The organism is Granulibacter bethesdensis (assembly GCF_001889525.1).
In the GTDB taxonomy this organism is placed as follows: domain Bacteria; phylum Pseudomonadota; class Alphaproteobacteria; order Acetobacterales; family Acetobacteraceae; genus Granulibacter; species Granulibacter bethesdensis_C.
Map to the genome: position 1 here is coordinate 2630725 of NZ_CP018192.1, position 14010 is coordinate 2644734.

The 14010-nt window shown below is 60.7% G+C and carries 12 protein-coding genes; 11 read left to right on the forward strand and 1 reads right to left on the reverse strand.

Annotation, left to right across the window (positions count from 1 at the left end; all coding sequences use genetic code 11):
• The first annotated feature begins 32 nt into the window (after window positions 1–32).
• Complete coding sequence (locus GbCGDNIH6_RS11875; RefSeq protein WP_072564134.1) at window positions 33–1316, forward strand: MFS transporter; 1284 nt, start codon at window positions 33–35, stop codon at window positions 1314–1316.
• A complete protein-coding gene (gene fhuF / locus GbCGDNIH6_RS11880; protein WP_072564135.1) occupies window positions 1309–2067 on the forward strand; it encodes a siderophore-iron reductase FhuF in 759 nt (252 codons plus the stop codon). The genes GbCGDNIH6_RS11875 and fhuF overlap by 8 nt, the downstream gene beginning before the upstream one ends.
• Before the next feature lie 19 nt (window positions 2068–2086).
• Here fhuF and GbCGDNIH6_RS12530 read toward each other — a convergent pair whose 3' ends face one another.
• The gene (locus GbCGDNIH6_RS12530; protein ID WP_157692437.1) at window positions 2087–2257 is read right to left on the reverse strand and encodes a hypothetical protein; all 171 of its coding nucleotides are present in this window, start codon (window positions 2255–2257) and stop codon (window positions 2087–2089) included.
• 228 nt (window positions 2258–2485) lie between these two features.
• Between GbCGDNIH6_RS12530 and GbCGDNIH6_RS11885 the strand changes: the two genes are divergently transcribed.
• From GbCGDNIH6_RS11885 to GbCGDNIH6_RS11925, 9 genes are all read left to right on the forward strand, one after another.
• A complete protein-coding gene (locus tag GbCGDNIH6_RS11885; RefSeq protein ID WP_072564136.1) occupies window positions 2486–4576 on the forward strand; it encodes a hypothetical protein in 2091 nt (696 codons plus the stop codon).
• Window positions 4573–5532, forward strand: coding sequence for an NADH-quinone oxidoreductase subunit H (locus tag GbCGDNIH6_RS11890; protein ID WP_072564137.1), 960 nt, complete (start codon window positions 4573–4575; stop codon window positions 5530–5532). Before GbCGDNIH6_RS11885 ends, GbCGDNIH6_RS11890 begins: the two co-directional genes overlap by 4 nt.
• Window positions 5529–6230, forward strand: a complete 702-nt coding sequence (locus GbCGDNIH6_RS11895) for a hypothetical protein (RefSeq protein ID WP_072564138.1) — start codon at window positions 5529–5531, stop codon at window positions 6228–6230. Before GbCGDNIH6_RS11890 ends, GbCGDNIH6_RS11895 begins: the two co-directional genes overlap by 4 nt.
• Window positions 6227–7636 (forward strand): proton-conducting transporter membrane subunit, encoded by a 1410-nt coding sequence (locus GbCGDNIH6_RS11900; protein ID WP_072564139.1) that lies wholly within the window; start codon window positions 6227–6229, stop codon window positions 7634–7636. Before GbCGDNIH6_RS11895 ends, GbCGDNIH6_RS11900 begins: the two co-directional genes overlap by 4 nt.
• Window positions 7633–9186: a hydrogenase large subunit gene (locus tag GbCGDNIH6_RS11905; RefSeq protein WP_072564140.1), complete on the forward strand. Its 1554-nt coding sequence runs from the start codon at window positions 7633–7635 to the stop codon at window positions 9184–9186. The genes GbCGDNIH6_RS11900 and GbCGDNIH6_RS11905 overlap by 4 nt, the downstream gene beginning before the upstream one ends.
• 7 nt (window positions 9187–9193) lie before the next feature.
• Complete coding sequence (locus tag GbCGDNIH6_RS11910; protein ID WP_072564141.1) at window positions 9194–9718, forward strand: NADH-quinone oxidoreductase subunit B family protein; 525 nt, start codon at window positions 9194–9196, stop codon at window positions 9716–9718.
• A gap of 268 nt (window positions 9719–9986) precedes the next feature.
• The gene (locus GbCGDNIH6_RS11915) at window positions 9987–10238 is read left to right on the forward strand and encodes a DUF3126 family protein (RefSeq protein WP_081370191.1); all 252 of its coding nucleotides are present in this window, start codon (window positions 9987–9989) and stop codon (window positions 10236–10238) included.
• Between the two features lie 252 nt (window positions 10239–10490).
• Window positions 10491–10859: a hypothetical protein gene (locus GbCGDNIH6_RS11920; RefSeq protein ID WP_157692438.1), complete on the forward strand. Its 369-nt coding sequence runs from the start codon at window positions 10491–10493 to the stop codon at window positions 10857–10859.
• Window positions 10860–11005: 146 nt separating this feature from the next.
• The gene (locus GbCGDNIH6_RS11925) at window positions 11006–13978 is read left to right on the forward strand and encodes a glycosyltransferase family 2 protein (RefSeq protein ID WP_072564143.1); all 2973 of its coding nucleotides are present in this window, start codon (window positions 11006–11008) and stop codon (window positions 13976–13978) included.
• Window positions 13979–14010 lie beyond the last annotated feature (32 nt).

The following is a 14010-nucleotide window of genomic DNA, read 5'->3' on the forward strand; positions in this document are numbered from 1 at the left end:
CAATTGATATTCATTCCTAATTTAATGCTGAAATGCAACCCCGGAACCCCTCCCTCTCTGCGGGCATCAGCCCTGCTGATCCAACATCACCCGATGTTATCACTTTGTCGTGCGCAGATCGTTTCGGCTTTGCTTCGCTTGTCTGCTGTGTAGGGCTGACACAATCATCACTGATTGCATTTTTGCCGATTTTATCGATCAAAACAGGATTATCTGTTCTGTCACTTGGTATTGTTACCAGTTGTGGAATGCTGGCCATGCTTGGTGGTGCGCCTCTGGCGGGATGGCTGAGCGATCGGGCAGGTCGACGACAGACTTTGATGGCCTGCCTTGCCATTTTCTGCGTAGCCCAGCTTTTTCTGGCGGCCATTGTATCGGCTGCGATGAACGGGACTTTATCCCCTTCGCTCTGTCTCGGACTGTTGATGATATGCCGCCTGTTACATGGCATCGCGACAGGCGGCCTGCTTCCAGTGGCACAGGCATGGGTCGCCGATCTGACCGGAATTCAAGGTCGTATGGCTGGGCTTGCAGCCATCAGTGCCGGGTTCAGTGCCGGTCGGCTGGCGGGTCCGCTGCTGGTCTCGGCCACTTTACCGCTGGGGGCTACAATGCCGCTCTGGGTCATGGCGCTGCTGCCCCTGCCGCTCGGCAGCATCCTGTTACGCCGCCCGCCCCCGGAAAGCTGTCATAGGAACATCCGGCCCCGATCAGGGGCTGCATGCTGGCGCAATCCGGCGATTCTGCGGTTGCTGATATTGGCCGCCATCGTCAACATTGCTTTTGGTGCCTTGCATTTCGTGCTTGGCCCCTTGTTCCAGCAAAGGCTGGGCTGGACCGCACAGATGGCAGGAATCAGGCTGGGCTGGATCACCGCCCTGATGGCAGCCCTGATGCTGGCAAACCAGATGAGCATCATTCCGCGGCTGACCGCATGGCCACGGCACACTCTGGCGGTCGGCATAGCCGTGATCTGGCTATCCGCACTCTGTCTGACCTGCGGGCAGGGCATGTGGAGTCTTGGGGCCGGTGTCTGTCTGCTCGGGCAAGGGCTGGCCTTATCGGGTCCGGCCTGCACGGCCCTGGTCAGCATTGCTGCCGGAGGAAGACAGGGGGCCGCCTCCGGGCTGTTATCCTCCGTTCTGACGCTGGGGTATGCTGCGGGAGCCACGTTGGGCGGTTTTCTGTTCACCTGGGGGGATGCATGGCCCGCTATGACCGCACTGGTGATCCTGCCGCTGATCCTGCCGTTTTTCCCGCTTCCGGAATCATGGACAAAGCGGTCCGATGATCGGCAGATAGCAGGCGATGCGTAAAGACGAAGACATAGCGGCATGGTGCGAGGCGCGTATGGCCTCTCCCGCCGGGTTTTCTCCGGCGGATGACATGGACGTCTCCCTCCTGACAAGGCGGGAGACACTGGCCCCCGGGATAGAGCGATTCGCCAAAACCCTGCCGGCAGGCGCCGATCCACGCGCCATCGGATCACTCTGGAGCAAGGCCTATACGCGGGCCGTGTTGCCGCCGCTGTTTATTCTGGCTATTCGGGACGGACGCAACGCTCTTAATCCCGCACAGACCGTGCCACCCGGACTGGTTCTTCTTAAGGATCGCCCGGATCAACTGGCACTGGATGCAGCCACCCTGCCACGTCAAACGCCTGAGCAGATCATGACCATCGCGCTGGGGCAGCATATGCAAAGCGTATTCACCGCGTTGCGGGACTGCACCGGCCTTTCTCCGCGCGTGGCATGGTCCAATGCGGGCAACATGGCTGATTTCCTGTTCCGACGCATGGCCGAAACGCCATCATTGGCCGATCAGGCCGCACAGTATGAGGCCCTGATCATGGAGCCACGCCAGACCCCGTGGTTTCCACGCCAGAACTGGCTGCATGCACCGTTGCGAACCGTTTCTGTCCTGCTGGACGGAGAAGCGATTCCGTTGCGCCAGCGCCGGATATGCTGTCTGAGAGACAAGGTGCCGGGCATGACACTTTGCTCTACCTGCCCCAGATTATCGGAGGAAGAGCGCCGCGCGCTGGTCGGTCAACGGCACCGCCATTGATCCTGTCCGCAGACATTTGTCAGGAAGGCGAAGGATAATGAGCCGCCGTTTCCAGAGCATGCTCCTCACCCCCTGTTTCATCCGGGGTGCCAAACTCCAGAGTATCGTCCCGCAATCGTGGCACAGCGGGCCGGTTTGCGGCCATCAGGCTGACAAGAGTGGCAGTACCAAGTGAAAAAGTGCGTTCCATCACACGCTCCAGCCGGTGATCTGCCGAGTATGTCGATAATGATAGTGATTCGCAACTAAAGACTGCTCGACCAGCGGTAAAAAGGGAAATAGCCGCTTCGGCCCCTGTCCCGCTCAATTCAACAGGAAGACGCTTCCGTGATGGCGAGGCTCCCGGCTATGTTTTGGCGGTGATCACATGCACCGTTTTTCAATCCCGCCCGACCTGTCCCTGTAAAGGGGTGTAGGCATGGCCATTCTGCCCATCCTGCTCTGCGCCGCCACCTGCCTGGGACTGGCGGGGGAATGGCTGATGGCCGCACCGCCGCGGCAGGATCGGCGGATTCTGCCCGCACGGCTGAGGCGGCTGGTATTGTACCATATCGTGCTGTGTGCCGTGGGGGGTCTATCCTGCCTGTCTGTTCTGCTCGGGGGCGCGTCATGGAATGGAACAGCATGGGTTGGCGGTTCCCTGCCCGCGCTGGTATCGGATGCCATTGCCCTGCGTCTGGGGCTGGACGGATTTTCCGCCTTTACGGCGCTAGCCGGATTTTGTGCGCTCGGGCTGGCCAGCACCACCGGGCTGGATCGACCCGGAGAAGGAGCCACGCGGTTGGCCTTTGTAACAGCCGCGTTGATGCTGACCGTCATGGCGGCCGATGTCATGACACTGGCAGGGGGCATCGCTTTGCTTTTAGTCGCCCTGTGGGCCTGCCCCACCCATGATGGGGCGTCCCCCGGCACGGAAACGAACACGTCCAGCCCGGCCCATACCGTGCCCCATTCGGGGAATGCGGCTGCCATTGTGGGAATTCCGCTGCTGATCATCTCTACGGTCATGCTGATGCAGCACGCCTCTCCCGCAGGTGGGGGTCCGGTACAGGCCGTCGGGTCAGCCCGGCCTCTGGTCTGGATTGCCTTGTTACTGCTGACCATCGTCGTTCTGACGACGATGGTTGCCCTGCGCACGCCCTCCTCCGAGCGATCCCGGATCGTGACGGAGGAGCACCCTTCGGGGTTGGAACCGACCGCCCCGGATCTTGCTGCCATCACCCCTGCTCTGCCAGTCCAGCGCAGCCCTGCCCCCGCCCTCGCCACTCCGGCGCAGATCGTCCGGCCCGCCTTGCAGGTGATTGTGCCGGTTTACCTGCTCGGGCGGCTGGGACTCGACTTCCTGCGTGAAGCGGCGGGACCGGGAGAAAGCACTCCGCTGATGCTGGCGGGAGCGATTCTGGCCTTGGCCGGCGGAATCAGCACTTTGCGGGGACACAGCATTGGCAGCTGCGTGAACGGAATGGCAGACAGCCAGACCGGCCTTGCGATTCTGGGATGCGGGCTGGCCGTAGCCGCCATGGCGGTTGATCTGCCCGATCTTGCCAGCCTTGCCCTGGCTTCCGTCCTGATCATCGTCCTGTCAGCCGCCCTGCTGATGCCAGTGCTGGGGACCGGTGCCACACTGATCGAGGAAGGGGCCGGCACCACCATGCTGGACCGGCTTGGCGGCACCATCATCGGGATGCCACGCATCGCTTTACTGACCGGCGGAGCCTGCCTGGCCAGCGCAATGCTGCCGCCTTCCCCGCTTTATGCCGGACGCTGGATGCTGGTTCAGGCCCTGATCGGCGGCCAGAGAATTCAGGATGCCGGTCTGGATGCCCTGCTGACGCTCGGACTGGTCGCCACGGCGCTGGCCTCGGCATTGGGGATGGTGGCGGTACTGCGCCTGCTCTGCATCGCCATTCTCGGCCGCCCCCGTGCGCCACGGGCCGCCGCCAGCACGGAGCCGCGGCGCCCCGCCGGCCTACGGGCCATGCAGGCAGGGCTTGCGGCCTGTGTCGTGGCAGGGCTGATCCCCGGCCCTGTCCTGCGCCTTCTGCACGGGTCGCTGATTGCGCTGTGCGGTCATACCATGGATGATCGGGCTGGCTGGATCGGTATCAGCGCACAAGTCGACAGCATGCTCAGCTACACCCCGCTGTGGATCGCGCTGGCGCTGATCTCCGGCACCGCCCTGCTGCTGCGCTTCCTGCACGGGCGGCGCAGCACGACCCGGAACGCCGTGCCATGGAATGATGGCGATGCGCCGCCGCCGCCCTGGCTGCCCTTCGGCGATCCGGCCACCCAGCCTGACCCTGATTCGGTGGCCGATACTTTTCTGGCCCCGCTGCCGCCTCTGAAACCCACCCCTCCGGCCCTGTCCGGCCTGTCGTCACGGCTGCAGATGATGCTGACAGCCATGCTGGGCCGGGCAGAACGTTTCATACCGGCCGGCGCCTCTGCCGGGCTGCTGGCAGTGCTCTGTCTGCTGCTGGCCATGGCCGCTCTGGAGGCACGGCCATGACGGGAAACATCTCGGGAAACATCTCGGCCAGCTTCTTTTCCCCCGCACTGCATATCGTGCTGCATATCGTGCTGCTGGCCCTGCTGGCGCCGCTGGTGTCCGGGATCATCACCAGCATCCGCATCCGGGCCAATGGGGGCGGCAGTGGGGGCGGCTGGCTGTCCCCCGCCGCGCCTTACACATGGCTCCGGGCGACGATGAAACACGGCATTGTCATTCCCGCACAGGCAACCAGCCTGTTCATGGTCCTGCCATGCGTCTCCCTGGTTGCAACCGCGCTGGCCGCCTTCCTGACGCCTTCCTTTCTGATCGACGGCCCTGTGACCGGAGAAGGCGACGCCATCCTCATCCTGGGCCTGCTGTCACTGTCCCTGATCGCCAGAATCATGGGGAGCATGGATACGGGGCTGAGCCAGAACAGTATCGGCACGCTGCGACAGGGCGGAGAGGTTCTGTGGATGGAGTTGATTGTAACCCTCAGCCTCTCCGCCCTGACGATGCTGGGCGGAAACCCGGTCCTGACAGCCCTGCATACGACCGGGATGATCTCCGGTGGCACCTTGCTGATCTCATTGCTGCTGCCAGGCCTGTGCCTTGCCGCGCTGGCCGGAGCAGGGATGTTGCGCACGCCATCAGAAGACATGCCGCATCTCTCCGGCCCGCTGCTGGCCATGGCTTCTTATGAACGGTCCCTGCGTCTGTTGACCTGGATCAGCGTCATGGCGATCGTTTTTCTGCCTTTTGACATGATCTCCCTTCAGGCCGGCCTCCTGCACTGGGGCTTCGCCATTCTGACATGGGGCGGCAAAATCCTGTTTCTGGCCGCTCTGCTGGGTCTGGCGCAGGCGCTGCTGCCTTTTCCGGCGGCCGGACGGGGAGCTGCGTTCCTGCTGCTGGGCAGCGTCTTTACCCTTCTGGCCGTCCTGTGCCTGCTGGCGGGACAATATCCGGCATGACCATCACACCCGGCACCATTTTCATCCCGCTTCTGGCGATGATCCTGCTCTCCGCTATGATCGCCGCGCTCTGCACCCGGCTTCGGGCCGCGCGACAGGCGGTATTGGCTCAAGCCTTGCTGGTAACAATCGTGGCCGCGGCAAATGCCTCGTTAACGGCTTTCTGTCTGCCTGATCGCCCGGCCTGGCCCATGGCCGGAGTTGCTCTCACGGTGCTGCTGGCAGGGTTGTTTCTGGGGCATAGATGGCGGAGCAGGCCGCTCGCCTTGTCATCAGAACCGGATCTCAAGACTGATCAGCCAACCCTGCCCGATACAGTCTGGATGATGGGAACCGGCCTGATTATCGCCTTGGTCGTCTCCGGCGGCATCGGATTGACGCCTGTTGTCTCTCACGCTCCGGTATCCGCCGCGACGCTACCCATAGTCGCGCCCGATCCCGCAACGGTGATCGCCATCAGCCTGACGATGGGGATGCTGTCTCTGCTATGGCTGGCCCGTGATAGCAGGGTTGGTTTCCTCGGCCCGGCACTGCTTCAGGCCGGGCTGGCAATCGCACTGGTCATGAGTGCGCTGGATACTCACCGGCTGATACCGCTCTACACCCTGCTGGGTCTGCTGCCCGCTTTGCTGACGGAAGAAGCCTTCCGCCTTCTGCGCCAGCGGGAAGCAAGGGCTGAGACGGAGGCTGCACCATGACGGATCACGCCCCCGATTGGCTTTCCCTTCTGACCGATCCGGCATGGTGGCCTTGGCTGCTGCCACTGCCGTCGCTGTTGACCGCCGCACTGAGCATGGCGCTGTCCGGCTGGCAGGGAGCAGCCTGGGCCGGTCTGGTATCCGCCTTTCTGACGCTGGGGCTGGCAGCTGGGGGGATGGCCGCTGGGGGGATGGCAGAGGCTTCATCGACCACCATGGCATCTGATCCGGCCGCGGGAGGAGCGTTGCTCACGGCCCTGATCAGCGTGATGGCCGCCACATCCTGGCTTGGCTGGTGCGCGGATGAAGTCGCTGCCATGCGTATCTCCCTCGCCCGATTGAAAATCCTGGCAGTCGGGCAGCAAACCGCATTGGCGGGAATTCTGCTGGCCTTTGCCCCCTCTCCATGGGCAGGCTGGGCCGGGATCAGCATCGCCATAGCCGTGCTGACTGTTTTGACCGCTTTATTCGGCTCTGCATTCCCCTCTTCGGCCCTATCCCGACGGAAAGAGACGCTGACAGTCGGGATCATGGCCTGTCTGCTGTCCCTGTTCGGCCTGATCATCCTTCAGGCGTCCTCCGCCGGCCTCCCTTTTTCCGGACAGGGGCACGGTCTGGTCCCCACCATGCCAGGCCTGATCTGCCTTGCCGCCGGGCTGGCCGTTCCTGCAGGCCTCGCCCCGGTGCATCAATGGCTGCGAGAGACCGTCAGCGCCCTGCCACCGCCGGGACAAGCGCTGATCACCGGCGGGCTGCCTGCTGCCGCCCTGCTGTTCATGCTGAAACAAGCCGGCGCGGGCATGCCGCCTTTTATCTATGGCACGCTGGGGATTCTCTCCGTGCTGGCCGGTGCGGTGCTGGCGATCCGCTCCAGCGTCACCCTTTCATGGCGCTGGAGCGGACCACTCTCCTGTCTCGGCGGCGGCTGTCTGGCGGGGGGGAGTCATGGTCTGCTCTATCCGGCGCTCGGGCTGCCGGCCCTGTGTGCCTGTCTGCTGCTCGACGGGCGAGCACGGCAGATCGGCGCTGTCTCCGATCATACGCCCTCTCCGCCGGGGCATGGCGGGTTGGATGCATTGCGACTCGCGGCCCGTTTCAGTCTGGCCGGACTACCGGGGGGCACTCTCGCGGGACTGGTCGCCCTGCTGTCCGGGACTGCCCTGACGCATCCTCTTCTGGCCCTGCTGCTGGCGGCCGGGCTTGGAAGCAATGGCTATGCACTGCTCCGTCAGGCTCCGATGCTGCGACCCGCCCGAAGACCACCAACCCCCTCACGCGCCTGTCTGCCGCTTGATATGACCGCAACCCTGCCCGCCGTGATCCTGCTGCTGACCGGCATCCTGCTGGGGCTTGGCAATGGGCCATCCCGCTGGTTCACCTCTGCCATCGCTGCGGTGACGCAATGAGTCTGGACTCCCTGTTGCAGGGTGCCGACACCGAGGCAACCCACCACGATGCCGCCACGCATGCCGTGGCACGGAGGCTTCTGACCGCCTCGCTCTGGCAGGAGCTGGCAGCCAGCACCCAGGCCGGGTTGCTGGCGCTCTGGGCCGACCAGGCGCGCTGCCATGCCTTGTATCGCACCGCGCATGGCATTCTGCCGGTGGCAATCCCGATCGAAGGGGGGCGCTTCCCCGCGCTTTCCCCCTTCCGTCCAGCCGCCGCATGGCAGGAGCGGGCCATCCGCGATTTATGGGGCTATGAGGCCGAGCACGGCGTGGATAGCCGCCCATGGCTCGATCACGGCAGATGGCCGATGAGTGCCCCGCTTTCCGCCCGGCCCGGACCGCCTTTGCCACCGCCCGAGCAGGCGGAGTGGCGGATGGCCTCGCCCTTCGCCTCCTCCTTTGTCTCGTCCCGGCCCGATAGCACGCTGCACGAGCGCAGTATTGGGCCTGTTCATCCATTGATGCGGGAGCCGGCACAGTTGCGCCTGCACCTGCATGGCACCCTCATCCGGCAGGCGGAATGGCGGCTCGGCTATACTCATCGCGGGATCCCGTGGCTGATGCGCGGGAAATCCCTGCGGGACGCGATACGGATCGCGTCCCGGATCACCGGAGATGCAGCGCTTGCCCACGGTCTGGCCTTCGCCCGTGCTGCTGAGGCCGCCTTGCGGCTGGAGCCGCCTCCCCGCGCCCTGCTGCTGCGTGGCCTGATGAATGAGCTGGAACGCTGTGCCGTCCATCTGCATGTCCTCGCCGCCACAGCCAGCGCCGCCGGAACCGACACTTATGCCGCGAAGCTGTCCGCATGGCGGGAACGTCTGTTGCGCGCCATTCAGGATGCCCTTGGCAGCCGCATGATGATCGACCTGCTTATTCCTGGCGGGGTGCTGACCGATCTTCTGGACGGCACCGCGTTGGAAACAGCCTTGCAGGCCCTCGCCCGGACCATGCCGGAGCTGATCGAAGGCTATGAAACGGCTGCCAGCCTGAGTGGACATGGACTTTGCGCCTGTCTCCGTGGATGCGCTGTCCTGTCCGAGTCGGATGCTGTTTCTCTGGCCGTGCCCGGCCCCGCCGGACGCGCATCGGGTCGTCCCCATGATCTGCGCACCACCTGGCAGCAGGCTCCGCATGGTACGGTGCACAGGCTGGTGCTGGCAAATGGCGACGCGGATGCCAGAATGCGGGTCCGTCTGGCGGAAATTCAGGAGAGCCTACGGCTGGCACTGCTGTTCCTGGAGTCCCTGCCGGTCGGACCGATTGCCAATCCCATGCCGATCGGTACAGGCAATGCCAGCGGAGAGGGGTATGGCGGGGTGGAATCGGCCCGTGGCGCATGCTGGCACTGGCTGCGCATCGAAGGCGGAATGGTGGTCTCCGCCCATGCGGCCGATCCGTCATGGCGGCTGATTCCCGCTATTGAGGCCGCTCTGCCCGGCACCGACATTGATCTGCTGGGGGTGGCGCTGGCCTCTTTCGCGCTCTCGCCCGCCGGGGCTGATCTGTGAGGCGCTCATGAGATGGTTTCCGTCCCTTCGTGCTTCCCATCCAGGGCTGTGGGAGGATGCCGCCAGCCTGCCGCATACGGAAACCGTCGCCGCGCTGATAGCCCGCCGCAGAAGCAGCGCAAGGCCAAGGCTGGGACAGGCCCTGTCCATCCTGCACGCAGAGAGCGGCGGCGGCGGCGCCTGCCTGCTTGAATTGGAGGCATTGCGCGCCGCGCCCGGCCTGCTGGCTCGTCATGGATTACGGTTTGTCGGCTCGCCGCTGCATGCCGATATCCTGCTGATCACCGGCTATGGCTGTCGCAACCTGACGAGCGCCATCCATCAGGCATGGGAGGTGATGCCAGGCCCGCGATGGGCCATCGCCGTCGGTGACGGAGCCGCAGGGGATGGTCTGCTGCACGGAAGCTATGCCAGCACCGGCAGTATGGAAGAGATCCCTCTTGATCTGGTCATTCCAGGCAGTCCACCTGCAGCGGATACAATCCTGTCCGGCCTGCGCGCCCTGGTCGCAGCGAATGCTGATCCGGTCTAGAAGCTGACCCCAACAGCGGCTGATCAGTCGCATGATAAGCAAGCTGCCTTTCCCCGAAATCGCTTGCCGCCTCTGGACCGTCATTCACATCATCCGTGGTATACCTCCATGGTCCGGTGCTGTACCGACCGCTTTCCGGTGTCCACCCACGCTGTCATGATCCTCCACAGACGCTGGAACAGGGCTATTTCCTCCTTCCACGCTGGACCCTGATGGCCAGGATTGGGTAAATCGCTCTCCTTCACAGCGATAAGTGATCTTCATGTCCATGACCCGTACTGATATCGACCGCGTGCAGACCTACCTGCGCCGCCTGCTTGGCACCGACCGGATTCAACTGATTGTCCCGCCCAAGGCCGGACTGTCCGTAGAAGTGGCCGTTCAGGATGAAGTCATTGGCACGATCCACAAGGACACCGATGATGGTGAAACCTCCTATTCCGTGCATCTGACCATTCTTGAAGAAGATCTTCCTCCGGCACCGAAAGCCGTCCCTGTCAAAACAGGCAGAACACGCTGATCATTCGACACGCGGGATTTCGTTTTCAGGGATGATATGCTCCCTGGAGGCGAAATCCCTTCATTGTGTCAGAATTGTTTTACTGTCACGGCATAAAAATCGTGAACGTTCAACCTTAAGTTTTCATAATCCAGATAGTTTACAAATAAACACTATAAAAACCAAAAAATTATATTTGTTTTTTATTAGAAATTTCTTGCCAATAAACAGGATTTTGGCTTTCTTTGGTTCGCGAACATAGGAGCCAAGTCCATGGCTATTTCCGTCTGGCAAAAGAAAAAAATGTTCCTGAATGCTCGCGACATGCAATCCCCGCCATCGGAAACCCCCTCAAATGTGATTTCATTGCGGGGCGGAGACACACCTGCCGTGGAAAACATTCTGAACGTGCTGATCTTCGATCCAGATTTCTACCGGTCACGTTACATTGACGTGGCCGAGGCCGGGATTGATCCCGTTGACCATTACTTTACCGTTGGCTGGAGAGAAGGACGGCAGCCCAACGCCGCGTTCGACCCGGAAGCCTATCAGAATGCCAATCCAGATGTCCGGGACGCACAGATTAATCCCTTCGCCCATTATCTGCTGAGAGGATACCGGGAAGGTCGCCCGCTGCGGTAAAGCATAGAATGCCAAGAATAGAAAATAATCTCCTTTCCCGGGTCTTTCTGAGTATTACATTCATAATATGGTTTCAAACCTGCCTGACGTCCCCCCCTTGTTTTAATGGAGGGTTTTGATGCCAATCAAGAAAATGAGGCCGGATTTTGACAAGCAAGATCGTAGCCAGGCGGGTTGAAACCGGCCTCAATATTACGTTTAAGCCTTTTATGCTCTCCACAATGCCGGAATTCGCTTCCGTCGTGCTGGATCAGATACTGACCGCCACCATCCCCCTCAAGCCCGGCAAAGGCGGCACTCTCATCGCCGATATTGCTCTGCCGGATTCCCAGATTCTTCAGACGCTTGAACTGCTGGATCCCGCCTCCGGACGGTCTCTGTTCGATGCCCCTTATTCCCTGGCAGATTTCTACAGCCTTGAAGCTGAAGAACCTACTGTGAGCGACGGGCGGCTGACCGGGCGCTTTTCCGCCAGCGCCTTTCTGGCAGACCGGCTTCTGGTCGATCTGACCACTGAAAACGATACGATCGTCGCACGTGGTTTCGCCATACGGCAGAAAAAAACCGCCCGCATCGCCCATTATACGTTCGACATCCCCCTCTCCCTGATGTGCCGGCCGGATGAAAAAATCATCACCATCATCCGTATTGCCGGAGCCGTCATTCATGCCCCGGTGACTATCACCGCACGGGATATCGGATGGCTCGGTTTCGTGGATCTGGTGCAGACTGGTCTGATATCCGGCTGGGCCATTGATCTGACCGGGGCCGGTCGCCGGGTAGCACTGGATCTGATCGTCAATAACGAGGTCATGTCGCAGATTATCGCAGATGATTTCCGACCTGATCTGCAACAGACCGGAATCAGTGATGGGCATTCCGCCTTTTCATTCAGCCTGACGGCAAAACCGGGATTCAAAGGTCCCTCTCCGGCACGCGTCGTCGTCTCCGGAACGGAAATGACCCTGATCAATGGATCATTCCAGGCCACGCCACCTTCCAGTATTCGCGGCTGTTTCGACATTCTGCATGGCATGTCCGCCCATGGTTGGGCCGTTGATCTGGATAATCCGAAAAAACCGGTCAAGGTGGAAGCCGTCTGCAACGGCAATATCATCGGCACCGCGGAAGCCAAACTGTTTCGTGGCGATCTGCTGGACGCCGGCTATAATAATGGCCTCTGCGCGTTCAAAATCGATATTGGTGCACAGCTGCTCGACCTTCTCGGACAGGACGTGCTGGTGCGTATTGCCGGAACGGATCAATACCTGATCGGATCACCACGGGTCGCACAACAGAACAAGCATATTCTGCGTTATCTTCAGCCACATCGGGATGTTCCGCCTGCTGTCCTGCCGCGTCTGAAACGGATGATGAATTATCGGGCCGGTGCAGTGCGTCTTTCAATCGTCATGCCGGTGTATAATACACCACAGGATTGGCTGATCGAGGCCCTGAACAGCGTCCGCGCTCAATGGTGCGACAATTGGGAACTGCTGTGCATCAACGATGCCTCTTCCGAGCCGCATGTCGAAACTATCCTGCATGCCTATGCACAGCAGGATCCCCGCATTCGTATCCTGCGCACGGGTAACAATGTCGGCATTGCACGGGCCACGAATTTCGGCCTGCGTGCCGCATCCGGACAATACGTCACCTTCATGGATCATGACGATTATCTGGAGCCTGATGCCGTCTATCATCTGCTGAAAGCAGCCGGAGAAACACGGGCTGATTTCATCTATTCTGATGAAGCCACCACGGATGAAAACATTGCCAGCATTGCCGAAGTACGTGGTAGGCCTGCTTTCTCCCATGACTATTATCTGTCCCACCCCTATATCGTGCATATGCTCTGCCTGAAACGCGAGGTGGCCCACCAGCTGGGCGGGTGGGATGAAAGCATGGCGATTTCAGCGGATGTGGATTTCGTCCTGCGAATCATCGAACATGCCCGCACCATCGCCCATGTTCCACGGGTGTTGTATCGCTGGCGTACCCATAGCGGCAGCACCGGCCATTCCAAGAAACAGCAGGTTATGGAGGCCACGCAGAAAGCCATTCAGGCGCATCTTGATCGCCTGAAAACCGGTGCGACGGTCGAGGAAGGGGTATGGTTCAATCAGTTCCGCATCAACTGGCCGAAAAGTAAGGGCAGGGTACTGATCGTTATCCCGACCAAGAACAAGGCCGATCTGGTCCAAACCGCGGTCGAGTCCATCGAGCGAACCACCCCGCCTGATGTGGATTACCGCATCGTCGTGGTTGATCATGAATCCACCGAACCGGAAAGCCAGAAATATTTCCGTGCCCTGGCCAAACGGCATATCGTGATGCCGTATCAAGGCCCGTTCAACTATTCGAAAATCAATAATGAAGCCGTGAAAAAGCACGGGGATGATTGTGAATTCGTCCTGTTCCTGAACAACGATGTCGAAGCCATCACGGATAACTGGATCGACCGTATGCGCAGCCTTGCCAATCGTCAGGAGGTCGGTGCTGTCGGCGCATTGCTGCTGTATCCCGACAAGCGTGTGCAGCATGCGGGTGTAATCATGGGATTCAATGAATCCGCCGATCATGCCTTCAAGTTTGTCGATGCCTATCTGAATGACAAGGGGCGTCGCAATCTCGGCTATAATTGCAGCCTGAGTTCAGTACGAGATTATTCTGCTGTTACCGCGGCCTGTCTGATGATGCGGAAATCCGTATTCGATCAACTGGGTGGTTTCGAGCCCAGATTCGGCGTTGGATTCAACGATACCGATCTTTGCTTGCGGGTCCGGGAAGCCAATCTGAAAGTGCTGTATGATGGCGCCACGGTTTTGTTCCATTATGAAAGCGCCACGCGCAGCCAGACCAAGCAGGTGATGCATCCGGAAGACACCGATTATCTGCTGCAACGTCATGCTGCGATCCTGAAAAACGGTGATCCTTTCTATAACCCCAATCTTAGCTATGTGACGCAGGATCACGTTTTGCGTGAAGACGATGGCTGCAAATATTTCAGTGTTCGGGTCACGGAAAAGCCGGTTCCCGAAACCACGTCTCCTGTAATCTCATCGCCGAAACCGGTCAGAAAACAGAAGCGGCAACAACCACTGGCCATACCAGCCTGATCTGATCCTTTCAGAAACCTGAATACAAAAAA